This window comes from Arthrobacter sp. AOP36-C1-22 (assembly GCF_052377515.1).
Classification (GTDB): domain Bacteria; phylum Actinomycetota; class Actinomycetes; order Actinomycetales; family Micrococcaceae; genus Arthrobacter_H.
In genome coordinates, this window is record NZ_JBQSWW010000003.1 from 97,116 (window position 1) to 122,582 (window position 25,467).

Genomic DNA, 25,467 nt, shown 5'->3' on the forward strand with positions numbered 1-25,467 from the left:
TCCACGACGAGGTCGCCCACCGTCCACCCACTCCAGGACAGGAACCCCAGGACATGCAGGACCACGAGGATCGCAGCTTCCGGCCATCTCCCGCCGAGTGGGGTTCCGCCGTGGTGTGTGCCGGGCTGGCACTGACCACCCTGCTGCTGCTTCCGCTGCTCGAGACCGCCGATACGGAGATCCCGGGAGGGACGTTCCCCTCCGGCGGGTATGAGCTATGGGGAGTTGCGGTGGTCCTGGTGGGCCAGGCGGTCGCCCTGCTCCGGGCCAGGACGGCCCCGCGGGCGGTACTGCTCATCGTCGTGGCCTTGCCGATCGCCTTGGCCGCCTTCGTCCCTGGCTCGGCGTTCAGCCTATGCACCCTGGCCATCTTCTGTGCCGTCTTCCTCACCGTCGGCGTGCTTCCGGTACGCCGGCTGGGCCCCTTGCTGGCCCTGGCCGTCCTGTTGCTTGCCGGGGCCCAGACGGTCAACGACTTCCGCACCGGCATGCCGGCCTCCGAGGCCGGGATCTCCGCGGCCCTCCAGGCCCTGGTGGTGGTCGGCGCCCCGGCCCTGTTCGCGCTGGTGTTCTCGTCCCGGCGGGAAGCCCGCCTCTCCCGCACCCATGAAGTCCAGGCCCTGGCGCGTGAACACCAAGCCCGGATCGAGGTAGCAGTTGCGAGGGAACGCACGGCGATGTCCCGGGAACTGCACGATATTGCCGCCCACCACATGTCAGGCATCGCCCTGATGACCTCGGCGATCCAACAGCAGATCGACACCGACCCCGAGGAAGCCAAACGGTCTGCCCAGCAGGTCCGCTCCCAAAGCACGGCCGTGCTGCAGGATCTCCGCCTGCTGGTCGGCCTGCTGCGCGAACACCCCGAAGGCACCCGTTCAACCCGGACGGTGGCTGCGGTTCCCGACCTGGTGGAGGAACGACGCGGCACGGGAATGGACGTGGAGGTGCTCCTGTCGGCGGCGGGGGACGACCGGGAGCCGGGGACCGGGATCGGACCGCTGGCCCAACTGGTGGTGTATCGGATGGTCCAGGAATCACTGGCCAATGCCTCCGCCCACGCTCCCGGGGCCCGGTGCGTCGTGGAAATCGACGACACCCATCCCGGCCGACTCACGGCCGTCGTGCGCAATGGGCCGTCCGCGGCCGGGCCCCGGGGCACCGCCGGGGGCTTCGGCCTCCTCGGGCTGGGTGAGCGGGCCGAGCTCATCGGGGCTACGCTGAGCCACGGGCCGATGGGCGACGGCGGCTGGTCGGTTCGTCTGGTGGTGCCCCGGGAGGCCAGGGACCCCGACGTCGACGACCACGAAACCCACCAGGAGTTGCCTTGATCCGCGTGTTGCTTGCCGACGACCAGCCCCTCGTACGAGCCGGGCTCTCCGCCTTATTGAACATGGAGGCCGATATCGATGTCGTCGCCGTCGCCTCCGATGGGGTTCAAGCCCTGGAGTTGGCCCGCGAGATGGACCCCGATGTCGCCTGCCTGGATATCCGCATGCCCGGGATCGACGGCATCAGCGTCACCCGGGAGCTGTGCGGGCCGGGGGTCCTTACGCCGATCCCTGTGCTGGTGCTGACCACCTTCGACCTCGATGACTATGTCTTCGGGGCCCTGGAGGCCGGGGCCTCGGGGTTCCTGCTCAAGGACGCCGAACCACAGGTGATTGCCCAGGCGGTGCGACGGGTCGCCGGCGGGGAGGCGACCATCGACCAGACGCTCACCCGCCGGATCCTGCGGGAGTTCGTCGAGCGACGGAGCCTGCAACCGGTCACCGGACGCAGGGTGGAGGACCTGTTGACCCCGAGGGAGCACGAAATCCTGCTCCTGCTGGCCCAGGGGAAACCGAATGAGGAGATCGCGGCCGATCTGGTGGTGGAAGTCTCCACCGTCAAATCGCATTTGGCGCGCATGCTGCCCAAGCTCGGGGTCAGGTCCCGGCTCCAGGCGGTCGTGTGGGCCTACCAGAATCGGATCGTCGAGGTCCCCGACGGCTCTGGTCCCTAGCCCACCCCTTCCCGGACTGCCGCCTCCGCGCCAGCAGGCACGTGGCCCAGCTGTCCGCCGGTGGCGACGATGATCGCCACCGCAGCGACGACGGCACCGATGGCGGTCGCCGGAAGGACCATGACTTCCGTGATCGCCAGGAAGGTCTCGGTCCAGATGATGGAGGCGAAGGTGTTGACGCTGACGTGCATGAGCATGGAGAGCGGAAGGCTCTGCCCGGTCCGGTTGAAGACCCAGGACATCACCACGTTGAACGCGAGGCAGAAGATGATGAATGCCACGGGGCGGGTCCAGTGGGCCTCGGGCCAGCCACCCCATTCGGTCAGGAACAGTGGCAGATGCCAGATGGCCCAGAGCGGGCCCAGGAGCATCGCCGCCCCCAGGGCCCCGAAGCGTTGCTGCAGGCGCGGCAAGGCGAAATCCCGCCATCCGGGTTCCTCGGCAAGTCCGGTGGTCAGCAGCTGGACCAGCAGCAAGGGAACGTAGAGTCCGATGGCCGTCACCGACGGAGCGTTGATCCTCCCGCCGGAGAACACGAACCCGGTCACCAGCATCGCCGCGGGAACCCCCAGCAACGTGATCGCGTACCACTGCCAGTGGACACGCCACCTCCACAGGCGTCCGACCCAGATGCGGAGCCCGGAACGGCCCTCCGTCACGATCGTGACCAGCAGGGCCGAACCGATGGGTCCCAGGAAGGCCCCGGGCAGGACGCCGGCGAACTGCGAGGTGCCCAGCAACTCGGGGAATCCATAGTCCCAGACCCCCAGCCCGTTCCTGGACAGGATGTACGGCAGCCAGCCCAGCCAGCTCAAGAGGTTGGTCAGGATGAAGAAGGTCGTCAAAGGCCGTCGTCTAATCAATCCCCGGACGGATCCGGCCTCGACGTCCGGTTGTAGTTCGGTGGTGCTCATCATGGTCCCTTTCCGGGGGTTCGTCCGCTGTTGTGCTGTCCTTCCGACGCTATGGCCGCATGCGGCAGGGCCTCCAGCCGTGCAGGATGGCATGTGGGGACCACCATCCAAAGGTGTTGTCCCGCCCTCGGGAACCGGTGCCACGTCAACGGACCGGCGGGCTCCAAGGGGCATCGAGGGGCCCTCCCGGCTCCGCGCGCACCCGGTCCTTGCATCAAAGGATGCAAGTCCCGGGGTGCCTCCTCCAGCGGCTCGTGCCGGGCTCGTGGCGCTTCTAGGCTCGAAGTCCCCAGGCAGCATTCCCCCGACATAGGAGCCATCCCATGAGCATGACCACCCCCGCCACGGTGCCGACCGGCCGGATCCCGGCACCGGCCGTGGTATTGAGCCGACTGCGCAGGACCTACCCGAACGGCCCCGGGGTCTCCACCGCCTTGGACGATGTCACCCTCTCCCTCCCCCAAGGCACCTTCACCGCGGTCATGGGGCCGTCGGGGTCCGGAAAATCCACCTTCCTGAACTGTGCCTCCGGGCTGGATGTACCCACCAGTGGACGCGTGGTCATCGGCGGAACCGACCTCACGATGCTCTCCCCCGACGCGGTCACCCGGTTCCGCCGGCGCCATATAGGTTTCATCTTCCAGGCCTATAACCTGATCGGTCATTTGACCGTCGCCGAGAACATCACACTCCCGCTCCAACTCGATGGCAGGCGTGCCGACACGCAGTGGCAGCAGCGGCTCATCTCGGCGGTGGGCCTGAATGGGAAGGAAGACCAGTACCCCGGCGAACTATCCGGAGGTCAAGCCCAGCGGGTCGCCATCGCCCGGGCCTTGATCGCCCGTCCGGACGTCGTCTTCGCCGACGAACCCACCGGCGCCCTGGACCGCCCCACCGGCCAGAAGGTCCTTCAGGTCCTGCGGACCACGGCCCACGAACTGGGCCAGACCCTGGTACTGGTCACCCACGATGCGCAGGTGGCCACCGCTGCGGACCGGGTGCTCTTCCTGTCCGACGGCCGTCTGGCAGGAGAACTGATCGCGCCCTCCACCGACCAGATCGTCGCCCGTCTCACGAAGCTCGAGGGCTGAGATCATGTGGTCCACGACCCTCTCCGCATTGCGCGCCCATCGTTCCAGTTTCATCGGCAGCTTTCTGATCGTGCTCCTTGCGGCCGCCTTGCTTTCGGCCACCGGAGTCTACCTGGCAGCGGGGCTGAACGCCGGGGCCTCGGGCTCCCCCGTGTCCCAGCTCCTGACGGTGGCCGGTTCCTTCGCCGGCACGGCCCTGATCCTGGTCGTCCTGGTGCTCTCCCAGACCTTCGCCGCCTCGCTACGGCAACGCCAGCAGCAATTCGCCCTGCTTCGGGCCATCGGGGCCACCTCCGCTCAGATTCGTTCGATGATCACCGCCGAAGTCTTTGCCGTCTTCTGCCTGGCCGCACCGCTCGGGGCCATCCCCGGGCTCTACGCTTCCGGCCTGCTCCTGCCGCTGTTGCGCCGCAGCGGGATCGTCCCGGCAGGGTTCGAGCCAACCATCACCGCACTTCCCGCAGTGGGTGCCGTGGTGGTGCTGTTGGCCACGAGCCTGCTCACGGCACACCTGGGCGCCAGGAGCCTGACCCGCGTCAGCCCGATGGCGGCCGTCAGCGGCAGCGCCATGGAAACCCCGGTGCTCTCCCCCGTCCGGCGTATCTCGGCCTGGAGCTTCCTGGCGGCGGGCTCGGGGTCCTCCGTGATCCCCATCATCCTGCCGAACACCATCGGCAGCTCCAGCGGTGCCTCGTCCGCGTTCCTGCTCATCGCCGCGGCCGCGTTGGGCGGGCCGGCCATGATCGGGTGGGTGGCCCGGGCTGCGGTCAGGCTCGTCCGGTCGGGCCCGGCCGGGCCGGCGGTACTGGCGATCGCCAACACCCGGGGTTTCTCGCGTCGGCTCACCACCGCGATCATCCCCCTGGCCCTGTTGCTGGCCTTGGGAACCGTCCAGTCCGGGGTGGGGGTCGGTACCGTCGGAGCGGCCGGGCTGCAGCTCCGCGAGGGCCTGGAAGTCAATCTGGTGGTCTCCTCCCCCACGGGTCTGGGCACCGAAAACGCCACCGAGGTGGGACAGGTCCCGGGGGTGGAGTCCGCGATGGCCAGCTCTACCGTCCCGGTCAGCACGAAGCTCGAGGACGATGACGAGGATCTGGCCCTGTTCAATGACTTCCTCTGGGAACCCGGGGCCCTGCGCACGGTGGGAGACCACCCGGGCCGGTTCCTTGATCCGGGGCTCACGCAGGGGAGGCTGGAGGATCTTTCGACCCCCGGGACCATCGCCGTGAGCGATGTGGCCACGCTGGGGACCGGAAAGGGCCTCAATGACCCCCTCGAAGTGCGTTTCGGCGACGGCAGCGAACACACCCTGACCATCGCCGCGATCTACCGCAACGGTCTGGGATTCGGCGACTTCATCATCAACGAGGACAACATCCCGGCGACGAACCGCCCGGACCGGGTGGACTCGGTGCTGGTGAACACCACCGGCAGCGGTGCCGCGGCCGCCTCAGCATCGCTCGCCTCCCGGGGATACACGGTCAGCAGTGTCGCGGACTACGCCGAACAAGCGGTGATCTCCACCGCCGAGCAGCAGCGCCTTTCCAACGCCTTGTTGCTGGTCCTGGTCCTCTTCGTCGCCTTGGCTGCCGGAAACACCCTGGTGATGCTCACCGGGGCGAGGAAGAACGAATTCACCGTGTTGAAACGGTTGGGTGCCACCCGCAGCCAACTGCGTTTCATGGTCTTCATCGAATCCGGTTTCGTCGCCGTATCCGCCCTGGTGATCGGCACTCTGTGTGTTCTTCCGGCACTGTTCGGTGTCGGTTACGGGTTGTTGGGAGGCTGGGACCCGGCCGTGGACTGGCCGATCTATGGCGCACTGGCCGCCGCCGTGGTGTCGATCGCGGTCGGGACGATGGGTCTGTCGGCGTGGGCCGGAACCCGTGATCGGTCACCGGCCGGGGGCCGGTCGGTCCCTACAGCAATTGCGCTGCGTGCCGGATGAGGGTGTGTCCGCCCGCGGAGGACAGCCGAAGCCAGCGGCCTTGCCTGAAGACCCTGCTGGTTCCCCCGGGCCGCAGGAAACCCAAGGTGTGGGCGGCGAAGGCCGCCCCCAGCGGCAGTTCCACGTCATGGGGGCCGGTCCCGGTCACCGGGGCGGACCAGATCCTCCCGCGGACCGTATCCAGGACCGGGCGCCCCACGCTGGCCGGAACGGCCTCGGCGACCGAGCGCATCCCGGTTTCGGCCTGGGCCCGCAGTTCGTCGTCGGCGTAGGCACCCAGTTCCTCCCAACCGGCCAACGGCGGGGTGATGCCGGCCCAGGCGGCCCGGGACTCCGCCGGGGGCAAGGCCAAGGTCGTTTCGAACTCATCGACCCGCGCCAACCGGTCGGTCAACGCGCCGAGCTCATGGACGGCTTCGAAACCGTCCGCTTCGGGGCTGGCCAGACGGGCCACCCGCAGTCCCAGCACGGTGGGGGTCGCCGCGGCGATGGCTTCCTGGGCCAGAACCGGAACGTAGACGGCCAGTGCCGTCCCAACCGCCTGCAGCCGGACTTGACCGTCCTCAACGGTCCGGGCCCGGGTCAGGAACGTGCGTAGATCAGTCATGGTGTCGGCATCGGCGAAGAGCAGCGTATCGTGAAGCATGTTCCCATGCTGTCACCCCCGGTGTCGGCACGCTATTTTCCGGTTTCTCCTGCTTGATTGGCGAGGTGGCCCGCGGATAGTCTCTAGCGCAGGACAATGCCTACCAAGGAGTAATAGTGCCCGAAAAAGAAGTGCCCGAATCCCTGGTCAGGGTGCTGGATCTCGAAGGAGACGGCCAGACCCGCACGGACGAGGACATCTTCGTCGGCCACACTCCCGAGCAGAGCCGGGACCGGGTTTTCGGTGGGCAGGTCCTGGGCCAGTCAGTCATCGCCGCCTCGCGCACCGTCGAGGGCGGACGGCCCATCCACTCCATGCACGGATACTTCCTGCGTCCCGGCAACGTGAAGATCCCCATCACCTTCGGGGTCGAACGCCTGCGTGACGGCCGGTCCTTTTCCGCCCGGCGCGTCCATGCCTACCAGAAGGGCAAGCCGATCCTGTCGATGATCGCTTCCTTCCAGGAGCCGGCGGAGGGCCTGGAGCACCAGCTGCAGATGCCCGAGGGCATTCCGGAGCCCGAATCACTGCCGACCACCGCCGAGGTGATCGGGAAGATCAACCATCCCATTGCCCGCGAATGGGCCTATAAGCGCCCCTTCGACATCCGCTACATCGACAAGCCCCTGTACTTCGAGGCCCCGACCGGTCAGGCCCGGACCGCCTCGAACGCCGTCTGGATGAAGTCCTACGAGGTCCTGCCCGACGACCAGTCCCTCCACCGGGCCGCGCTGGCCTTCGGGAGCGACTACACGTTGTTGGAGTCGGTGCTGCGCCGCCATGGCCTGCCATGGATCACCCCGGGGATGAGTGTCGCGAGCCTGGACCACGCCATGTGGTGGCACCGCGACGTCCGCGTCGACGACTGGCTGCTCTACGTCCAGGAGAGCCCCAGTTCCTCCGGGGCCCGCGGGCTGGGCCAGGGACGATTCTTCACCCGCGAAGGCGTCCTGGTGGCGACCGTCGCCCAGGAAGGCATGCTCCGTGTTCCCACCGATACCAAGTCCAAGATCATTGGCGGGGTGCAGTCGCGCCTGATGCGCGCGGCGATCAAGCACGAACAGAAACGCTAGGACCGCCCGCACCACACAAATACGGCGCCCCCGCCGGATGTCATCATCCGGTGGGGGCGCCGCTCGTGGTTCCGGGAACCTAGCCGCGGGTCAGACGGCGGTGGGTCACCCGGTGGGGCTTGGCCGCATCCGGGCCCAGCCGCTCGATCTTGTTTTCCTCGTAGGCCTCGAAGTTGCCCTCAAACCAGTACCAGTTGGCCGGATCCTCCTCCGTGCCTTCGTAGGAGAGGATGTGGGTGGCGACCCGGTCGAGGAACCAGCGGTCGTGCGAGACGACGACGGCGCAACCGGGGAACTCGAGCAGCGCATTCTCCAGGCTGGAGAGCGTTTCGACGTCGAGGTCGTTGGTCGGCTCGTCAAGGAGCAACAGGTTGCCGCCCTGCTTCAGGGTCAACGCCAGGTTCAAGCGGTTGCGTTCACCACCGGAGAGCACACCTGCCTTCTTCTGCTGGTCCGGGCCCTTGAACCCGAACGCCGAGACGTAGGCCCGGGAGGGCATTTCGACGTTGCCGACCTGGATGTAGTCATTGCCCTCGGAGACGACTTCCCAGAGGTTCTTCTCCGGGTCGATGCCACCACGGTTCTGGTCGACGTAGGAGATCTTCACGGAGTCGCCGACCTTGAGCACTCCGTCGTCGATCTCTTCCATGCCCACGATCGTCTTGAACAAGGTCGACTTGCCGACACCGTTGGGCCCGATGACCCCGACGATGCCGTTTCGCGGCAGGGTGAAGGAGAGGTCCTCGATGAGGACGCGGTCCCCGTAGCCCTTCTTGATCTTGTCGGCTTCGATGACCAGCGAGCCCAGGCGCGGACCCGGCGGGATCTGGATTTCCTCGAAGTCGAGCTTGCGGGTGCGCTCGGCCTCGGCAGCCATCTCCTCGTAGCGGCCCAAACGGGCCTTGGACTTGGTCTGGCGGCCCTTGGCGTTGGAGCGGACCCATTCGAGTTCATCGCTCAGACGCTTGGACAGCTTCTGGTCCTTCTTGCCCTGGACGGCCAGACGGGCCTGCTTCTTCTCCAGGTACGTCGAGTAGTTGCCTTCGTAGGGGTGGAGCTGGCCACGGTCGACTTCGGCGATCCACTGGGCCACGTGATCCAGGAAGTACCGGTCGTGGGTCACGGCCAGCACGGCGCCCGGGTAGGCCTGCAGGTGCTGTTCGAGCCAGAGCACGGATTCGGCGTCGAGGTGGTTGGTCGGTTCGTCCAGGAGCAACAGGTCCGGCTTCTGCAACAGCAGCTTGCACAAGGCGACACGACGGCGCTCACCGCCGGAGAGGATCGAAACCTCGGCATCACCCGGAGGGCAACGCAGGGCATCCATGGCCTGCTCGAGCTGGGAATCGATATCCCAGGCGTCGGCGGCGTCGATGGCCTCCTGCAGCTTGCCCATCTCCTCGAGCAGCGCATCGAAGTCGGCGTCCGGTGAGGCCATCTCCTCGGAGATCTCGTTGAAACGGGAGATCTTCCCGTAGATTTCCCCGACCCCTTCCTGGACGTTGCCCAGGACGGTCTTCTCTTCGTTCAGCGGTGGCTCCTGCAGCAGAATGCCCACCGAGTATCCGGGGCTGAGCCGTGCCTCGCCGTTCGACGGCGTGTCGAGGCCGGCCATGATCTTGAGGATCGTCGACTTACCCGCACCGTTCGGGCCGACGACACCGATCTTCGCGCCGGGGTAGAACGACATGCTGACATCGTCGAGGATCACCTTGTCGCCAACGGCCTTGCGGGCCTTGGTCATGGTGTAAATGAATTCTGCCATGCCCTCTAGGCTAGTCGTTGCCGCGGACATTTCCCTATTTGGGCGGGGCCGGAGGACTCCTGCCGGCACTACTGCTGCAGTGGCCCCACCGGAACAGTCCATCACCGGTGGTGCAGGACCGGAGGCCGCGGCCTCAACCGGCCAACGGATCCGCCTCCGGTTCCTCCTGGTCCTGCCACGCATCACCGGACCCGGCAGCGGAGGGACCCGCATGGGCCGTTCCCGGCCCGGACGGCGCCTCGGCTTCGTCCCCCTGGACCGCGGGTGGCCCCGGCTCCGTCCGGTGCCCGTCGCCCCGGGGGGCGAATAGTTGGGGAAGCCTGGCGAATTCGGTGGTCCCGAATTTGAGGTCATGGCCGATGGCCTCGGCCTCGACATCTATTCCCGTCCCCGTGCTGCCGTCCTCACGGGTGTATTGGTCCACCTTGGCGTATCCGGCCACGAAAACCCGTTGCCCCTTGCGCAGGGAGGCGTGGGCATTGAGCCCCAGCTGGTGAAACACCTTGATCGTGTACCAGTTGGTGCTCTTGGTCTCCCATTCGCCGCTTTGCTGGTTCCTGCCCCGGATATCGGCCCCGAGTCGGAACTGGGTGACCTTGAAGTCATTGGCATGCGTGCGCACCACCGGGTCGGTCCCCACATTGCCGACCACGGTGATGAAGTTGTTCACGTCTTTCATGGTGTCCTCCAGTGCTGCGCTCGAACCGGGACCGATCGTCCCGGATCCCCAGACTGGCCGGTCGGCCGCAGAAGCGGTGGCGCCGTCGGCGAGGGTGTGCACTACCGGTCTGATTCGTCCGGAGACCGGGGGGTGTGAGGGGTCCGTGGCCGGCCCGATGTGGCGCTGCCGGAACGGATCGCTAGAATGATTCCTGTTGCCCTGCGGGGCACGGGCCCCCGTAGCTCAGTGGATAGAGCAACAGCCTTCTAATCTGTCGGTCGCGCGTTCGAATCGCGCCGGGGGCACCACCCACACCCACGAGGCCGTTGCGCTCAGACGCGCCGGGCCCGCGCCGGCGAGGCACGAACAACAAATAGTCCACCCGCAGCATAAAAGCCATTAGACTTTAGGCAGCAGCAGAGATAGTCCCCCGCCCGGCAGCAACACGCTGATCCGATCGGGAGGTCCTCGGTCCTCCGGGACCGCATCACCATCTTGACCCCGAAGGAACAGGAAGAAGCATCCAGGTGCCCACCACGCAGCCGACCATGGTTCGAGGAAACCTCCGTGCGTGGCGCAATGCCGTTTTCGTGGTCTTCACCCTTTCAGGCCTGGGCTTCGCCTCGTGGGTCTCCCGCATTCCGGCGGTTCGGGACGGCATGCACCTGAGCACCGCCACCATCGGACTGATGCTCTTCGGCCTGGCCTTCGGTTCCATCGCTGGACTCGCCACCGCCCCGAACTACATGGCCGGGATGGGGACCCGCAACGGGCTGAGATATTCGCTGCTGGCCATGGCCGTGGCCACCGTGTTACTGGGCCTGGCCACCCGGGTATGGGGTTCCTTCCCCGCCTCGGCCGGCATATTGGTGCTCTTCGGTTTCTTCTACAGCATCACCGACGTCGTCATGAACGTCGAAGGGGCGGAGGTTGAAAGGGCCAATGGGCGCACCCTGCTGCCGATGATGCACGCCTTCTTCAGTTTCGGAACCATCATCGGTGCCGGCCTCGGCGCGGTGGCAGCCATGAATTCGCTCCCGGTGGCCATCCACTTCACGGTGGTCGGGGTGGCCATCGCGGCCGCCGGCAGCTGGAGCGTTCGCTATCTTCCCGGACCCGGGATCAAGGAGCCCGTCGTCCTACCGACCACGCCCCAGGTGGTCACCGGTGTCGGGAGGCACACCCACCTCGGGGCACGGCTGCGCGAAATCCTGAAGATGGCCGCCGAACCCCAGTTGTTCTTCCTGGGGCTCATGGTCGTGGGCATGGCCTTCGTGGAAGGCTCCGCCAACGACTGGTTGCCCATCGCTGCCGTGGATGGTCATGGTTTCGACAATGCCGGTGGGGCCCTGGTCTACGGGACCTTCGTGGCGGCGATGACCGTCGGGCGGGCGGCCGGCGGGCCGTTGATCGACAGATTGGGCCGACGCCACACCCTGACGATCATGGGGGCACTAGGGTTCATCGGCATCCTGATCTTCATCCTGACCGACACCCAGTGGACGGCCTTTGCCGCCGCGGGCCTCTGGGGCCTGGGCGGTTCGCTGGGCTTCCCGATCGGTGTCTCGGCGGCGGCGGACCACCCCACGCAGTCGGCACGGAGGGTCAGCATCATCTCGATATTCGGCTACATGGCCTTCCTGGTCGGCCCGCCGGTGCTCGGTGTGGTCGGCGAACACCTGGGGATCCTCAACGCGTTCTATCTCGTGGCGCTGATGCTGCTGCTTTCACTGGTGGTCGCACCCCGCGCCATGCGCGCCCCACCCCGTTAGCGCCACCGGGTCACCCGTCCACTGCGGCGAACCATTGGTCCACGGGCAGGTCCCCGTCGCAGAAGTTCAACGTGGCACCAATGGTGCGCGGTTGGGCCAAGGCTTCGGCAATGGCTGCGGCGACATTGGCCCGCGCGGTGGAGGTGTCCCCGGAGATCGGATGCTCCAGCGGGGCCACCTTCCCGGTTCCCGGTTCCAGCGTCAGCGCCCCCGGCCCCAGGATCGTCCAGTCCAACGCCGATTCACGCAGATGCTCGTCGGCGGCGATCTTGGCCACCTGATAGGGATAGAACGGGTCGTCGAGCGGTTTCAGGTAGCGGGTATCGGCTTTCGCGAAGGAGACCAGGACGAAGCGTTGCACTCCGGCCACCAGGGCGGCGTTCATGATGCGGATGGCCGCGTCCCGGTCGACCGCGTAGGTGCGCTCGGGATCACCGCCGCCGGCCCCTGCGGTGAACACCACGGCGTCGAATCCTGTCAGGGCCGGTTCCAGTTCGGGGCCGTAGGCCCGCTCGATGTCCAGCACCAACTCGGTGGCGCCGGTCGCCCGGACCTCTTCCGCATGGTCCGGATTGCGGATGACCGAGGTGACCTGATCACCTCGACGGGACAGTTCGCGGCCGAGCAATAAGCCGATCTTTCCGTGGCCGCCGATCACGATGACCTTCATGGGTGGCTCCTGGGGTTCGTGGTGGCGGTCAGTGGCCGAAGACCATCGGGTCGACCAGCTCGTCGCCGGTCCCGTCGAGGGCGTCGATGGCGGCCATCTGCTCGGCGTCGAGTTCGAATCCGAACACGTCGAGGTTGTTGGCCATCCGTCCCGGATCCTGGGACTTGGGGATCGGTGATGCCCCGTGCTGCAGGTTCCAGCGCAGCACCACCTGGGCGGGGGTCTTCTGGTGGGCGGTGGCGGCCTCGATGACCGGTGCTGCCTTCAACGCGTCGCCGCGGGCCAGCGGGGCCCAGGCCTGGGTGTGGATGCCGTGGCGCTGGTGGAAGGCAATCTCCTCTTCACGCCTCCACATCGGGGAATGCTGGATCTGGTTCACATCCGGCACCACCCCGGTGGCATCCATGAGTTCGGTCAGTTGCGCGGGGGTGAAGTTCGAGGTCCCGATCGCCCTGACCTTGCCCTTGGACAGGAGCTTCACCAGCCCCTCATAGGCTTCGACGTAGGTCCCCTGCCCCGGATTCGGCCAGTGGATGAGCAGCAGGTCGATGTAGTCCAGTCCCAACTGTTCGATCGAATGCCGCCAAGCCTGGCGGACCCCGTCGAAGGACTGCCATTCGGCATTGAACTTGGTGGTCACGAACAATTCGCTACGGGCGAGCGGACAGCGCGCGATACCTTGTCCGATCCCGGCTTCGTTGCCGTATTTCTCGGCGGTGTCGATCAGTCGATAGCCGGCCTCGACGGCGTTGAGCACCGCGGCTCCGGCCTCGGTGTCGTCCATCGTCCAGGTGCCCAATCCGATCATCGGGATCTCGGCACCGTTGGCGAGCTTCTGAAGGGGAATTGCTGCTGGGTTCTCTGACATTCACTCATGCTAGCCTGCCCCGTCGATTCCTGCCCGGGCCCGGGCCACCGATTTTCCGGCCACTCCGGGAGCCCGGTTCCGCCGATAGGCTGGGCTGATGGATACCAGCCACCGCCCAGCGGCCCGTCACCACTCCAACGGCGACCATCTCGACGTCGAGGCACTGCTGTTCGACCTCGATGGGACCCTCATCGATTCGACCCGGGCCACCGAGAAGTGTTGGCAGGAATGGTCCCATCGGATGGGGCTGGGAGAGCACGGCCCGCACCCGCATGGCGTCCCGGCCCGGGATGTCGTGGCCCAACGGATCGAACCGGGCCGCCGGGCCGAGGCGCTGGCCCTGATCGAAGCCCTGGAGGTGGAGCAGAAGGAGGGCATCGCGATCAAGGACGGTGTCGCCGAACTGCTGGCGGCGTTGCCGGCGACACGCTGGGCGATCGTCACCTCCTGCACCGCTGAGCTGGCCGCCGTGCGGTTGTCGGTGGCGGGGATCGAGGCCCCCGCGATCCTGGTCTCCGCCGACTCGGTCGCCCAGGGCAAACCCGACCCCGAAGGCTACCTGGCCGCAGCAACCGCCCTGGGCGTGGACCCGCAGCGGACCCTGGTCTTCGAGGACGCTCCCGCCGGGATCGAGGCCGGGCGCGCCGCCGGAGCGTGGACCCTGGGCATCACCGGAACCTACGATGCCGATTCCTTGGACGCCTCGAAGATCGTGGGGACCCTGGAGGGCCTGACCGTGGCCGTCGGTGGGGACGGTACGGGGCTGCGCATTGGTTTTCCGACCGTTGACTAGGCGCCGGTGATCAAGGCCACACCATGATGCGGAAATATGCACAGGCATGCAATGGTTGGGAATTGAAGACCAGCACAACGTCAGTGGCCGGCACCTCACCATGCCCCGACCACCGTCTCCCCCGGAAGGACCCCATGACCACCACGATCTCCGACGTCGAGCAGGAACTGGCCATCGACCCGGCCACCGCCGATGTACTCTTCCGTGAAGCACGCACGGCCAACAGCTTCACCGATGAGCCGGTCAGCGAGGAGACGGCCCAGGCCATCTACGACCTCATGAAGATGGGGCCCACGATGATGAACAACCAGCCGATGCGCATCACCTGGGTCCGCTCCGAGGCCGCCCGCGAAACCCTGGTCAACCGCATGGCCGAGGGGAACCGGCCCAAGACGCTCTCCGCCCCGCTGGTCGCCGTCCTGAGCTTCGACACCGAATGGCATGAGCACTTCGCCACCTTCCTGCCCCATGCCCCGGACCGCAAGGAGGCCTTCGACGGTGCGGATAATGCCGCCGCACGCTCCCATGTGGGCAACTCCAACGCCCATCTGCAGGCGGGCTACTTCATCATGGCCGTGCGGGCCGTCGGTCTGCATGCCGGCCCCATGGGAGGCTTCGACGCCGCCGGGGTGGACGAGGACTTCCATGCCGGAACCACCCAGCGGACGTTCATGGTCGTGAACATCGGCAAGCCCGGCGAGAACGCCTGGCGTCCGCGCCTACCACGCTTCGACTACCAGACGGCCACCACCACCATCTAGTAGCCGGCGCCTGCCCCGGGACCGGCGCACCGACCCGACGGGTCGGTGCTAGTCGGACCCGGGGTTTTTATCTGCCTGATAGGAGTCCATCTGGGCCAACCGGCGCCGCAGGCTCTCCTGACGCTGCCGGTCCTTCCCGGCGGTCAACTCGATATGGCGGGCCCCGAAACGCCACAGCAGCACGTCATCGAGCAGCCGGTCGGGGCCCGGTGAGTACCGGTGGTCCAACGCCTTGCGTACTTCGGTGATCGCGGTGGCATCGAGCAACCCGGCCAGTTCGATCGTCGTACCCAGCCCGTGGGCGGCGAGCAGTTCGGCGGCCCACCCCCAGTCGTCGTCCGCCTTGCGGTCCACATGCGGTAGCAGGGTCTGCCAGATCTCCCGGATCCGCCCCGGGTCCAGCTCCACGGCCCCTTCGCCGTCACGGTCCCAGTAGCCGGTGACCGCCAGATAGCGGTCATGCAGTTCCTCGAAGGTCGATTCAACGGCCTCGAGCATGGCGGCGGTCGCGGTGAATTGGCGGTCCAGATAGGGGCTCCAGGCCCGCGGGTCGACCTTCTTGAACCGGATGTCATGCTCGATCTCACTCCAGGCATGGGCCAGGATGGTCCGGATCTGGGTTTCAAAGATGTAGTTGCCGGTGACCCTGACGTTCTCGGCCAGTTCACTCTGGTAGTCACGGACGACGTCGTTCTGCCGGGTGCGCAGGATCAGGTGCCGGCTGGAATAGCCGTAGGTCCCCGATTCCACCGAGCCGATGTCCTTCTCCCGGTCGGCGCGGCAATCGAATTCGTGGCGCCGGCGTTTGATCAGGTTGGCCGCTTCGCGGACTTCGTGGGGCAGGGACACGATGACCCGCACCCCGACCAGGTCGTGGAGGTCCCGCAGCGGATGGGGGAATTCGAGTTGGCGATCGCCCCCGGGCTCGTCGGGCTCGATCGTCCGTGAGGCCTTATCGCGGAAGGAGTCCACCGTTTTGGTCCGGCCGGTCACGAAGAGCGGCTGCAGGTCAACGCCTTCGAAGATCTCCCGGATCCGTGCTGTGACGTCGGCGGTCACCCGCTCCAGATGGGGGCGGAGGCGCTCGTAGTCGAGGGTCACTGCGTCGACCCCGGGTTTCAACTGGTCATCCAGCCGGTCGAATACTGCTCCCATGAAAGGTCGCTCCCTCGCCTCGTTGTCTACCGCACCACACACTATCAAGCGGCGTGGACGCTGAGAATCCTCCGGTTCCAGGCCCTCCGTGCCATGGATCACCGAAGACCAGGAGGCCGCCTCGGCGTGTCCAAAAGCCAGAAGGAGTAGTGTGGGAAGCACGCAACGGCATTTTCCGACGCGTTTCCCGTTCACCTCGGCGCCCCAGGGGGCAAGTCCTCCAGTGCGCCGGTCATCACCGGCGGACCAGCTATCCGCAACCAGCAGCAACCCCAGGAGAAGCACCCCTTCATGACCGCATCTGCCCCGGAATTATCGACCGACACGCTGTTTAGCCGCCGTTACGAGGAGCAGATCGCCCCCGTCAACCGACTTCTGGACGAGACCGCCTTGCTGCGCCCCGGCTCCTCGGTCAGCTACGTCGACCCCCAGCACGACGTCGACCAGGTCAAGATCATCTCCCTGTTCTCCAACATCGGCATCGCCGATGACAGCGGCTTCATCACCCCGGGCGACTCCGACGCCGCCGAGCGCATGATTGCCCTGCAGTGGCAGCTGGGCCTGCGTCCGGAATACGTCATGCCCTGGAACGTTTCCCCGTGGCATACCCCCGGTGAAGCCAATGGCCGCTTCGAACCGGCCCAGATCACTTCGGGCCTGAAGCCGCTGCTGCGCATGCTCAAGCAGGTTCCACGTGCGTCGGTCCTGGTCGCCCACGGCACCGAGGCACACCGTCTGGCCGATCAGCTGGCCAAGACCCAGAACCCGCTGTTGTGGCGTCGCGGTTTCAAGACCTATAAGGTCAAGTCCCTCGACGGCCGGGCCTTCGCCGGCTCCGCCGAGCGCCAGCAGGGCCACCTGGACCAGATGCAGACCGCCTACGCCGATGCGATGGCCCGCACCGGATTGGCTTCCATCCGCTAGTCCGGCTCCCTGCCGGCTGCGGCAGGAATCCTCAGGACGGTGTCCACCGCTTAGGTGGGCACCGTTTTTTGTGAGCCATACCGCACCGAATCCCCGGGGCGCTGGTCCAGCGAGGGCCCCGATACCCCGCTAAACTCGTAGCCATGCCCGAAGCCCCACCCGCCGCCGAAGCCGCGGTGACGCCCGTCAGCCGAGCCCATAAGCTACAGCTGGCTGCGGTCATGGTCGGTGCGACCATCCTGTACGTCGCCCATTCGCTGCTGCGCTACCGCAATTTCGAGGCCAAGGGCTACGACCTGGGCATCTTCGACCAGGCGGTCCACCAGTATTCGCTGTTCAAGGCGCCGATCGTGCCGATCAAGGGCGTGGACTTCAATCTGCTCGGGGACCACTTCCACCCGATCATCGCCCTCTTCGCCCCGCTGTATTGGATCTGGCCTGATCCGCGGATGCTCAACTTCGGGATGATCGCCCTGCTGGTGGTCACGGCCATCCCCGTCTACCTCTTCTCCCGCAAACATCTGGGTCACCGCGGAGGTTTGCTCACGGCGGCGGCACTGCTTTTGTGGTGGCCCTTCCAGTCGATGGTGAACTGGGATTTCCACGAGGTGGCCTTCGCGGTGCCCCTGATGGCGTGGATCGTCTGGGCTTTCGATGCCCGACGGTACTGGCTGGTCGTGGGCCTGTCCTCGGTGCTTCTGCTGGTCCGTGAGGACATGGGCGTGACGCTCATTGCCGTGGGCCTCGTCCTGGCCTTCCACCGCCAATGGGGCAAGGCGATCCTGATGGCCGTCGTCGGTGTGGCCGGTTATCTGGTGGTCACCGAAATACTGGTCCCGCACTTCGCTCCCCCCGATGCCATGTCCTATTGGCAATACACCGCATTGGGCCCCACGGCGGGGGCGGCGATCGTCTTCATCCTGTCCCACCCGTTGAAGTCCATCGCCTTGCTGTTCAACCACGAGCTGAAGGTCCTGCTCTGGTTGATGTCCTTCGTCCCGCTGGCACTGCTGCCCTTCCTCTCCCCCTACGTGATCCTGGTGGCCCCGAGCCTGCTCAGCCGGTTGTTCAACGACCGGCTGAACACCTGGGCCCCGGTCTACCAATACGATGCCATGCTCGCCCCGGTGCTGCTCATGGCCTCGGTGCATGTGCTGTCGAAGATCATCGCCCGCACCGGCAGGAGGAAACTAGCCGTCGGGGCCCCCGCCTATCTGCTGATCCTGGCGTTCGTCTGCACGCTGTTCATCCATGCGGTCTTCCCGCTGGGCCGGACGCTGACCGGGCAGAACTGGACGATGCCCGAAACCGCGAAGGCCCAGGCCCGGGCGGTGGCCCTGATTCCCGACGGGGTCTGTGTCGAGGCCGCGGATACCGCCGTTCCGCATCTGGTCCAGCGCACCTATGTGGGCCTGCACGGGGATATCGGCGACGACCTGTCCAGCTGGATGATCATCGACTTCAATACCGACGAACTCGGTGGCTGGGATCCGCTCTCACCGCAGGAGGCCCTGAAGCGGGGCAAGAAGCTGGGTTTCAAGGTCGTCACCGAAGACGATCACGGCATCTGGGTCCTGCATCGCGATATCCCGGTCAACCCGGTCTGCAGCAACTACCTGCCCCACGACTGAGCCGGTTCCGTCCGGAGGGGGCCGGCAAGCTCACGGGTCGGCTCAGAGTCCCAGTTCCGCCGCCAGATCGGTGTCGGCGGTGTAGTGGACGGTCTCCAGACCCAGGGCCGCGGCGGCGTCGATGTTCTCGCGTTTATCGTCGATGAATACGACGTCGGAGGCTTCGGCGCCCATCGTCGCTAGGGCGTGTTCGTAGATCCGCGGATCGGGTTTGGCCAGGCGCAGGGGTCCGGAAAAGATCAGGTGCTCGAAGTAGCCGGTCCACCAGCCTTCTGCCTCAAAGATCTGCGACATCCGCGCCGGCATATTCGAGAGCACCGCCATCGACGCCCCGCGAGATTCCAGTGACCGGAGGACCTCCCGGGTCCGCGGATCGGGTTGGGACCACAGGGCGGTATCGAGTCGGTCCAGGTTCTCCGCTTCGGCCGGCTCCACGGGCCGTTCCAGAACGGCGCTCCAGTACGACGGCGAATCCAGGGCGCCGGCGTCGAAGGAGTGGCGATGGGCCCAATAGGTGCTGCCCGGCGCCCGCAGTTCCCGGCCGGCGGTCTGTTCCAGACGGTCCCAGTCCCCGGCGGCCGGCGCGGCGGCGATGACCATCCCGTAGTCGAAGAGGTACCACCCGGCGTCGTGCTGTGTTTGTGTCATGACCCCAGCGTATCGCCCGGTCCCCGGCAGCCGATCCGGTGTATTCTTCCAAGCGGCCCCCGTCCCCGGGGCCACCATCCAGAGTAGCCGGAGGGAACCATGCCGTCGGAGGACGATTCGCGGATCAGCGTCGGACAGCTGTCCGCCCGCAGCGGGGTCGCGGTCTCGGCCCTGCACTTCTATGAGCGCAAGGGGCTGATCCAGAGCCGGCGCACCACCGGCAACCAGCGCCGGTATCCCCGATCGACGCTACGCCGGGTGGCCGTCATCCGGGCCGCCCAGCGCGCCGGCATCCCCTTGGCCTCGGTGTTGGAGGTCTTCGAGCAGTTGCCGCGGGACGGGGTGCCCGACCAATCCGATTGGCAGCATCTCTCCGAGGCCTGGCGCGGTGAGATCGATGCCCGCATCACCATGTTGGAGCATCTGAGGGACCGGCTGGACGGATGCATCGGCTGCGGTTGCCTCTCGTTGTCGACCTGCGGTTTCGTCAATGCCGATGACCATCTGGGCACCGACACCACCGGGGCGCCCCGGCTGGACCAGTGAACCGGCGGTCCATCACGACCCCCGGTTTGACCTGAACCTAGGTTTAGGTTTTAGGCTCGGGGTGTTCCCGAGGACGTCGTGAACCCGCCGACGAAAGACCATCGATGACCGCCCCCGCCCAGTCCGTGCCCGCAGCGCACACCAATTCGCTCCTCTTCCGGGAGGCTTTCCGCGGCCATCCGGCCGGGCTGGCCGTCATCACCGCCACCGGCCCGACGGGGCCGATCGGCCTGACTGCTTCCTCGGTCTCCTCGGTGTCCGCCGATCCCCCGGCCCTGGTGTTCTCGCTTTCGGGCCGGACGACGGCCCCGCTGCTGGCCGCCGCCGATACGGTCCTGGTCCACCTCATGGATGCCGGACAGGCCGATACCGTCCGGCTCTTCGCCACCCCGGGCAGCCCGCGTTTCACCGAGGACCTGGAGTGGAGGTTCCTTCCCACCGGGGAACCCCTGCTGCACCACAGCGCCTGGGCTTTGCGTTGCTCCATCACCGACCGGGTCGAGGTCGGCTCATCCCGGGTGGTGATCGCCTCCGTCCTGGACATCCAGGGGGAAGCCTCAGGCCACGGGCCGTTGGTCTACCACGACCGCACCTACCACCGGCTCTCCGAAGGCTCCAGCCTGGCCGGCTAGGGCCTCGGACCCGGCCCGCTCAGCGCCGCACGGGCAGCGTGAACCGGTCCGGCGTATCTTCCACCGGACCGCCGAGCGGGTCGTCGTCCCCGTCGGCGCGGACCAGATCCCGTGTGGGGTGCCTGATGTCCCCGATGATCTTCACACACAGGTAGATGACCATCGCCATATGCGCGGCGATGCCGGTGCCATAGGCGATTTCGATCCACGCGGTCCCCTCACCGAAGCTCCCCCCGCTGACGATCTTGGCGCTCATCAGCCAGACGGCCGCCCAGTGGTAGGCCTCCAATACCTGCCAGAGCAGGAATTCGCGCCAGCGCGGGCGGGCCAGGACGTAGAGCGGGATCAGCCACATGACGAACTGCGGGGAATAGACCTTGTTGAGCAGGATGAACGCCGCGATGATCAGGAAGGCCAGCTGGGCCACCCGGGGCCGGCGCTGGGCGGTGAAGCCCAGGTAGGCGATCCCCAGGCAGGCGAGCGCGAACAGGCCGTTGGACAGCAACGAGAACCCTTCCCCGTCCAGCCCGGTCCAGGTGAACGCCAGCCACATCGAGGAGAAGCTGATCTCCCGTTCGGAGGAGAAGGTGTAGAAACGCGACCATTCATCGAAGGCGGTGAGCATGAACGGGACGTTGACCACCAGCCAGGCAAGCACCGCGGTGGATAGTGATTTCCAGAAGGCCGACATCCTTCCGCTGCGCCAACACACGACCAGGATCGCCCCGAAGAGGAAGAACGGGTAGAGCTTCGCCGCGGCGCCCAGCCCCAATAGGATCCCCGCCAGGTAGATCCGTTGTCGCGAGAACGCGAACAGCCCCAGGGTCGCGAACAACACGGCCCACAGGTCCCAGTTCAATTGGCTGGTCAGGATGATGCCCGGGGCCAGGGCGACCATGAGGGCGTCCCGACTGCGCTTGCGGGCACTGTAGGCGACCGCCACGACGATGATCCCCCAGCACAGGAAGGAGCCCAGGGAATTCAGGTCGAAGTAGGCCAGCTGCCGCTCCAGGCTGAAGCCGGTTCCGGGGATCATGAACGCGGTGACCCCGGCGATGACGGCCAGCAGGGCCGGGTACTCCAGCGCCTGTTCCTGGGGCAGCCCGGTGTAGAAGGGGAAGAGCTTATCGGCCAGCCCGCGGGTGCCGAAGAGTTCGGCGAAGTCCGAATAGCACATGTGGATATGCTGATCGGCCCCCGACCAGCCGTTCACCCGGCACCACTGTTTGCTCAGGACGGCCAGCACGGCGCCGATCACGGTGGCAACCAGCAACCAACCGATCACGGGCCGGGTGGCTTCGCGGGAGTTGCGCAGGGTCTTCAGTGGTGAAGTCACGACGCGGTGGCCTCGTTTCTGTTCTCGGTGGGATCGGGGCCGGTGCCCCGGGTGAAGATGAAGGAGGTCCTGGGGTCGGAGAAGACCAGGTACCCCAGATACAGCAGCCCGATCACGGCCGCCAGCACCCGGACCCAGAGCAGGCTGATCCATTGGGCGACGCTGAGCTGGTCGACGACCCCGACCAGGACCAGGACCATGCTGGCTAGGTACCAGAAGCGGGCCCACCGGCCCTCATGGACGCGGGTGACCGCGAAGAAGGGGATCAGCCACAGCAGGTACCAGGGTTGGATGATCGGTGCCAGCAGCACCGTGGCCAACAGGGCCAGGGCGCTATAGAGCACCGGCGAGCTGGCCGGATGACGGAAGGCGAGCCAGATGGCCAGCGCGAGGGCCAGGACCTTGAACCCCGTGTAGACGCCATTGGCCGTGGCGGACAGGTTCCCCCCGGCTTGTTCGACCAGCCAGCCGATGCCCAACCCCAGCAGCCCCACCGGGGCGTAGGGGAAGGCGGCCGACCCCGCGGAGGCCATCGCCTTGATCCACCCGAACCAGAGGCCGGAGACCCAGCCCAGGAACGTCAGCGTCGCCCCGGAGACCAGGGCGGTATAGGCCCAGGCGCGCAGCCGCAGGGCGAGGCGTGCCGTGGCGGGCAGCATGGCCAGCCCGATGAAAGGCAGTGCGAGCACGACGACCGGTTTGATGGCGATGGCGGCACTGACGGCCAGCACCCCGGCGAACCTGCGGCCCTGGTAGACCCAGAGGAAACCCAGGAGCACCCCACCCATCATCAGGGCGTCGTTGTGGACGCCCCCGATCATCGTCAGCAGGAACAAGGGGTTCGCCAACGAGATCCATACCGCCCAGGTCGGATCCGAGCCCAACCGGTCGGCCAGCCGGGGCACCGCATACAGGCAGAGGAGCACCCCCGCCACGGCCAGCACGCGGAAGAGCAGCACCGCCAGCTCCGGGATGCCGCCGGTGACGAAATAGACGCCCTGGGCCGCCAGCAGGAACAGCGGTCCGTACGGGGACGCGGATTCCGCCCAGAGGCTGTCCGACCCCTGGGCGAACCAGCCCGGGAGTTGGGAGATCCAGTTCTCGTAGGGGCTCAGGCCGGCGTGCATGAGCCGGCCCTGTCCCAGATACGAATAGACGTCCCGGCTGAAGATCGGGAAGGAGAACAGCAGCGGCCCGCTCCAGAGCAGGACGGTGTTGCGCACCGTCACCACGGAGGCCCGGTTGTTCGGCCCCCCGCGCTGCCCGAAGCGCAACCAGGCACGGCACATGATCATCGAACCCAGCGCGAGCAGGATGGTGCAGACGATGACCCCTGCCGTTTCCACGCGCAACGGGTTCAGCAAAGTGGTGCGGGCGAACAGGGAGTCCTGGGACTGGGCCAACCAGCCCACCCCCCAGGAGCCGACCATGATCATCAGCGAGGCCAGGAACCCCTGGGCCATGGCCACCCCGCGTTTGGCCTCGTCGCCGCCGGCCAGCCGGTGCAGCAACGGCAGATGCTCGATGTAGTGGCGCAGCCCCCGGACCGCGTCGGTGAGCACTGCGGTGCGGGCCCGCGTCCGCCCGGGGTTTCCTGCAGCCATTCAGTTGGCTGCCTTGGGCCGCCGCAGCACGGTCCATGCGGCACGAAGGGAATCGCGGAAGTCCAGGAAGATGCGTTTGGTCCGGGGGTCCAGGAACGCCAGGTAGGCCATGGCGGCCCAGGAGATGCCGGTGGATAGATGCTTCACCCAGGGGTCCAGCCCGTCGAGGAACTGCCAGATGAAGATCTGGTCGGCGGCCCCGAAGGCGACGAAGAAGGCCACGGTGAAGTACACCCAGATCAGTTGCCAGTCGTCCCGGATGCCGGTGGCCGCGAAGAAGGGCAGCAGCCAGAGCAGGTACCAGGGCTGGATGATCGGTGACAGGACCACCAGCGCGGCGAAGGCCAGGGCAAGGCGTTGGACCAGATGGGAGTGGCTGCCACGGAACATCAAAAACACCACCACCGCCACCGAGACCAGCCGGGCGATGAGTTTCACCACGGGCAGCACCCAGGCGTATTCCAGGCCCAAGGTGTCCAGGATCCCGCTGAAGAAGTTCGTGAACATCCCCACGGGGGCGAAGAAGACCGTTCCGGTCCCGGTGCCCAGCATGACCTTCAGCCAGCCGAAACCGTAGCCGTTGACCCAGCCGATCAGGGCCATGATGCCCAGGCACAGCCCCAACGTATAGGCCCAATAGAGGAAACGGCGTTTCCAGGAGGAGCCGGGCCCGGCCCAGAGCAAGCCGATGAACGGCAGGATGACCATGGTGATCGGTTTGATGCCGATGGAGGCGGTGACCAGCACGACCCCGAGCACACCGCGGCGGGTGGCTGCATAGTAGGTCCCGGCCACGGCCAACCCGACCATCAGGGCGTCGTTGTGGGCGCTGGCGATGAAGCTGATCAAGAACAGCGGGTTGGACACGGTGATCCACAGGGCCTTGGCCCCGGGCACCTGGTGCAGCCCGGCCAGCTTGGGCACGTAGACCATGCAGAGGAGCACCCCGGCGAAGGCCACGAGACGGTAGAGCAGCACCGAGGCGTCCGGGGAGGACCCGGTGACCATGTTCACGAGGCGTTCGATCGTCAGGAACAGCGGGCCATACGGGGTTTCGGATTCCGCCCAGGTGACATCGGCGCCGAGCTGGAACCAGTTCGACAGCGTGGAGATGCCATCCACGTAGGGGTCCTGCCCGGCGGTGACCAGCCGGCCCTGTCCGATGTAGGCGAAGACGTCACGGCTGAAGATCGGCAGGCAGAGCAGCAGCGGCGCGCCCCAGGCCCAGCAGGCCTGCCGCACGGTGCGCAAGGAGCCTTCGGCCCAGCCGGCGAGTTCCTGCCCCAGTCGCAGCCAGGCACGGAACATGATCCAACAGCCCACCGTCAGCACGACCGTTGAGGTGATCACCCCCCATTGCTCGGTGCGCACGGCGATGAGCAGATGTTCGCGGTTCAGCGGCGAGACGCTGGCGAGCCACCCGATGCCGTAGGAGCCCAGCAGGACCAGCATCGCCCCGATGAATCCCTGGACCAGGATCGCCCGGGGTCCGTGGTCCACCCGAGCGGACCCCGCACCCGCCTCGACCCTGCTCATCGCCATCGGCTCGTTTCCGTTGTCTGCCCGTCGGGGCTCCACGTCCGGCCCGTGGCCACGGACGCTGAGACGACCGGGCTCCGGGGCCGGCGGCCCGCTCAAATACCCACCCGATGTTAGCATCGCGCCCGCCCCAACTGGCGGCACGACGCCGGGTCCCGGGGTTGCCGGCCGGCTGGACCTACAGTGGGATCTGCCGCCGGGAGGCCCCGGCGTCGCACGTGGCTGACGAAAGGGACTTCAGTGGCTCGGCACGCATCAACCGCAGGCAGTACCCGCACCCGGCAGACGGCCCTGCTCGGATGGGGCTTGTTCATCGCCGTGCTGGTGGTGGTCGTCTCCCCCATGCTCGGGCTGCACGCCCTGGGGGCCGCCGCCCTGGGCGTGACCGCAGCGGTCGTCTTCGTGGTGTTGTATTTCCTCAGTGGCGTGACGACGTAGGACTTCCCCACCCCGGCTGCTGATCGATCGGGCCGCCGAATCCGGTAGAT

24 protein-coding genes and 1 tRNA gene are annotated in these 25,467 nt (G+C 66.8%); 14 read left to right on the plus strand and 11 right to left on the minus strand.

Going from position 1 to position 25,467, the window contains the following annotated elements; all coding sequences use genetic code 11:
* The first annotated feature begins 53 nt into the window (after window positions 1-53).
* Window positions 54-1,331 carry a sensor histidine kinase gene (locus ACT3S6_RS03085; protein WP_444553696.1) on the plus strand — a complete coding sequence of 426 codons (1,278 nt, stop codon included), beginning with the start codon at window positions 54-56 and terminating at the stop codon, window positions 1,329-1,331.
* On the plus strand, window positions 1,328-2,005 hold the full coding sequence (locus ACT3S6_RS03090) for a response regulator (RefSeq protein WP_444553697.1): 678 nt from the start codon (window positions 1,328-1,330) through the stop codon (window positions 2,003-2,005). The genes ACT3S6_RS03085 and ACT3S6_RS03090 overlap by 4 nt, the downstream gene beginning before the upstream one ends.
* Here the strand turns inward: ACT3S6_RS03090 and ACT3S6_RS03095 are convergent.
* Window positions 2,002-2,919, minus strand: coding sequence for a CPBP family intramembrane glutamic endopeptidase (locus ACT3S6_RS03095; RefSeq protein ID WP_444553698.1), 918 nt, complete (start codon window positions 2,917-2,919; stop codon window positions 2,002-2,004). The two genes, ACT3S6_RS03090 and ACT3S6_RS03095, sit on opposite strands and share 4 nt — an antisense overlap.
* Before the next feature lie 323 nt (window positions 2,920-3,242).
* On the opposite strand from ACT3S6_RS03095, the gene ACT3S6_RS03100 reads away from it, so the two are divergent.
* Both ACT3S6_RS03100 and ACT3S6_RS03105 read left to right on the plus strand, forming a co-directional pair.
* The gene (locus tag ACT3S6_RS03100) at window positions 3,243-4,010 is read left to right on the plus strand and encodes an ABC transporter ATP-binding protein (protein ID WP_444553699.1); all 768 of its coding nucleotides are present in this window, start codon (window positions 3,243-3,245) and stop codon (window positions 4,008-4,010) included.
* 4 nt (window positions 4,011-4,014) lie between these two features.
* Complete coding sequence (locus ACT3S6_RS03105) at window positions 4,015-5,958, plus strand: FtsX-like permease family protein (protein ID WP_444553700.1); 1,944 nt, start codon at window positions 4,015-4,017, stop codon at window positions 5,956-5,958.
* Here ACT3S6_RS03105 and ACT3S6_RS03110 read toward each other — a convergent pair.
* Entirely contained in the window at window positions 5,930-6,604 is a 675-nt protein-coding gene (locus tag ACT3S6_RS03110) for a hypothetical protein (RefSeq protein ID WP_444553701.1), read from the minus strand. The genes ACT3S6_RS03105 and ACT3S6_RS03110 overlap by 29 nt on opposite strands.
* A 116-nt stretch (window positions 6,605-6,720) precedes the next feature.
* Here ACT3S6_RS03110 and ACT3S6_RS03115 point away from each other — a divergent pair, with 116 nt between their 5' ends.
* Window positions 6,721-7,677 (plus strand): acyl-CoA thioesterase, encoded by a 957-nt coding sequence (locus ACT3S6_RS03115; protein ID WP_444553702.1) that lies wholly within the window; start codon window positions 6,721-6,723, stop codon window positions 7,675-7,677.
* Between the two features lie 79 nt (window positions 7,678-7,756).
* On the opposite strand, the gene ettA is transcribed toward ACT3S6_RS03115, so the two are convergent.
* Together ettA and ACT3S6_RS03125 are read right to left on the minus strand one after the other, a co-directional pair.
* Window positions 7,757-9,439 (minus strand): energy-dependent translational throttle protein EttA, encoded by a 1,683-nt coding sequence (gene ettA, locus ACT3S6_RS03120; protein WP_444553703.1) that lies wholly within the window; start codon window positions 9,437-9,439, stop codon window positions 7,757-7,759.
* Window positions 9,440-9,572: 133 nt separating this feature from the next.
* Window positions 9,573-10,118 carry a single-stranded DNA-binding protein gene (locus ACT3S6_RS03125; RefSeq protein ID WP_444553704.1) on the minus strand — a complete coding sequence of 182 codons (546 nt, stop codon included), beginning with the start codon at window positions 10,116-10,118 and terminating at the stop codon, window positions 9,573-9,575.
* Window positions 10,119-10,332: 214 nt separating this feature from the next.
* On the opposite strand from ACT3S6_RS03125, the gene ACT3S6_RS03130 reads away from it, so the two are divergent.
* Both ACT3S6_RS03130 and ACT3S6_RS03135 read left to right on the plus strand, forming a co-directional pair.
* Window positions 10,333-10,408: transfer RNA gene (locus ACT3S6_RS03130), tRNA-Arg, on the plus strand.
* Between the two features lie 219 nt (window positions 10,409-10,627).
* On the plus strand, window positions 10,628-11,872 hold the full coding sequence (locus ACT3S6_RS03135; RefSeq protein WP_444553705.1) for an MFS transporter: 1,245 nt from the start codon (window positions 10,628-10,630) through the stop codon (window positions 11,870-11,872).
* Between the two features lie 10 nt (window positions 11,873-11,882).
* Here ACT3S6_RS03135 and ACT3S6_RS03140 read toward each other — a convergent pair whose 3' ends face one another.
* Together ACT3S6_RS03140 and ACT3S6_RS03145 are read right to left on the minus strand one after the other, a co-directional pair.
* Window positions 11,883-12,542 (minus strand): SDR family oxidoreductase, encoded by a 660-nt coding sequence (locus ACT3S6_RS03140; RefSeq protein WP_444553706.1) that lies wholly within the window; start codon window positions 12,540-12,542, stop codon window positions 11,883-11,885.
* Between the two features lie 28 nt (window positions 12,543-12,570).
* Window positions 12,571-13,410 carry an aldo/keto reductase gene (locus ACT3S6_RS03145; protein WP_444553707.1) on the minus strand — a complete coding sequence of 280 codons (840 nt, stop codon included), beginning with the start codon at window positions 13,408-13,410 and terminating at the stop codon, window positions 12,571-12,573.
* A 97-nt stretch (window positions 13,411-13,507) separates the two neighbouring features.
* Here ACT3S6_RS03145 and ACT3S6_RS03150 point away from each other — a divergent pair, with 97 nt between their 5' ends.
* Window positions 13,508-14,203, plus strand: a complete 696-nt coding sequence (locus tag ACT3S6_RS03150) for an HAD-IA family hydrolase (RefSeq protein ID WP_444553708.1) — start codon at window positions 13,508-13,510, stop codon at window positions 14,201-14,203.
* Window positions 14,204-14,337: 134 nt separating this feature from the next.
* Window positions 14,338-14,964 (plus strand): malonic semialdehyde reductase, encoded by a 627-nt coding sequence (locus ACT3S6_RS03155; RefSeq protein WP_444553709.1) that lies wholly within the window; start codon window positions 14,338-14,340, stop codon window positions 14,962-14,964.
* A 48-nt stretch (window positions 14,965-15,012) separates the two neighbouring features.
* Here the strand turns inward: ACT3S6_RS03155 and ACT3S6_RS03160 are convergent, their stop codons facing one another.
* Window positions 15,013-16,119, minus strand: a complete 1,107-nt coding sequence (locus ACT3S6_RS03160) for a GTP pyrophosphokinase (protein WP_444553710.1) — start codon at window positions 16,117-16,119, stop codon at window positions 15,013-15,015.
* A 291-nt stretch (window positions 16,120-16,410) separates the two neighbouring features.
* On the opposite strand from ACT3S6_RS03160, the gene ACT3S6_RS03165 reads away from it, so the two are divergent.
* Window positions 16,411-17,043: a uracil-DNA glycosylase gene (locus tag ACT3S6_RS03165; RefSeq protein WP_444553711.1), complete on the plus strand. Its 633-nt coding sequence runs from the start codon at window positions 16,411-16,413 to the stop codon at window positions 17,041-17,043.
* A 143-nt stretch (window positions 17,044-17,186) separates the two neighbouring features.
* Window positions 17,187-18,674, plus strand: a complete 1,488-nt coding sequence (locus ACT3S6_RS03170) for a DUF2079 domain-containing protein (RefSeq protein WP_444553712.1) — start codon at window positions 17,187-17,189, stop codon at window positions 18,672-18,674.
* A gap of 42 nt (window positions 18,675-18,716) precedes the next feature.
* Here the strand turns inward: ACT3S6_RS03170 and ACT3S6_RS03175 are convergent, their stop codons facing one another.
* Window positions 18,717-19,322, minus strand: coding sequence for an HAD family hydrolase (locus tag ACT3S6_RS03175; RefSeq protein ID WP_444553713.1), 606 nt, complete (start codon window positions 19,320-19,322; stop codon window positions 18,717-18,719).
* Between the two features lie 99 nt (window positions 19,323-19,421).
* On the opposite strand from ACT3S6_RS03175, the gene soxR reads away from it, so the two are divergent.
* Window positions 19,422-19,868 (plus strand): redox-sensitive transcriptional activator SoxR, encoded by a 447-nt coding sequence (gene soxR / locus ACT3S6_RS03180; protein WP_444553714.1) that lies wholly within the window; start codon window positions 19,422-19,424, stop codon window positions 19,866-19,868.
* A gap of 104 nt (window positions 19,869-19,972) precedes the next feature.
* The gene (locus ACT3S6_RS03185) at window positions 19,973-20,500 is read left to right on the plus strand and encodes a flavin reductase family protein (protein ID WP_444553715.1); all 528 of its coding nucleotides are present in this window, start codon (window positions 19,973-19,975) and stop codon (window positions 20,498-20,500) included.
* Window positions 20,501-20,519: 19 nt separating this feature from the next.
* On the opposite strand, the gene ACT3S6_RS03190 is transcribed toward ACT3S6_RS03185, so the two are convergent.
* From ACT3S6_RS03190 to mptB (ACT3S6_RS03200), 3 genes are read right to left on the minus strand one after another with little or no spacing between them, the layout of a single operon-like run.
* The gene (locus ACT3S6_RS03190; RefSeq protein ID WP_444553716.1) at window positions 20,520-21,836 is read right to left on the minus strand and encodes a glycosyltransferase family 87 protein; all 1,317 of its coding nucleotides are present in this window, start codon (window positions 21,834-21,836) and stop codon (window positions 20,520-20,522) included.
* A complete protein-coding gene (mptB, locus tag ACT3S6_RS03195; protein ID WP_444553717.1) occupies window positions 21,833-23,440 on the minus strand; it encodes a polyprenol phosphomannose-dependent alpha 1,6 mannosyltransferase MptB in 1,608 nt (535 codons plus the stop codon). The genes ACT3S6_RS03190 and mptB (ACT3S6_RS03195) overlap by 4 nt, the downstream gene beginning before the upstream one ends.
* A complete protein-coding gene (gene mptB, locus ACT3S6_RS03200; protein WP_444553718.1) occupies window positions 23,441-24,982 on the minus strand; it encodes a polyprenol phosphomannose-dependent alpha 1,6 mannosyltransferase MptB in 1,542 nt (513 codons plus the stop codon). It abuts the gene before it with no gap.
* A 237-nt stretch (window positions 24,983-25,219) separates the two neighbouring features.
* Between mptB (ACT3S6_RS03200) and ACT3S6_RS03205 the strand changes: the two genes are divergently transcribed.
* Entirely contained in the window at window positions 25,220-25,417 is a 198-nt protein-coding gene (locus tag ACT3S6_RS03205; protein ID WP_444553719.1) for a hypothetical protein, read from the plus strand.
* Window positions 25,418-25,467: the final 50 nt, after the last annotated feature.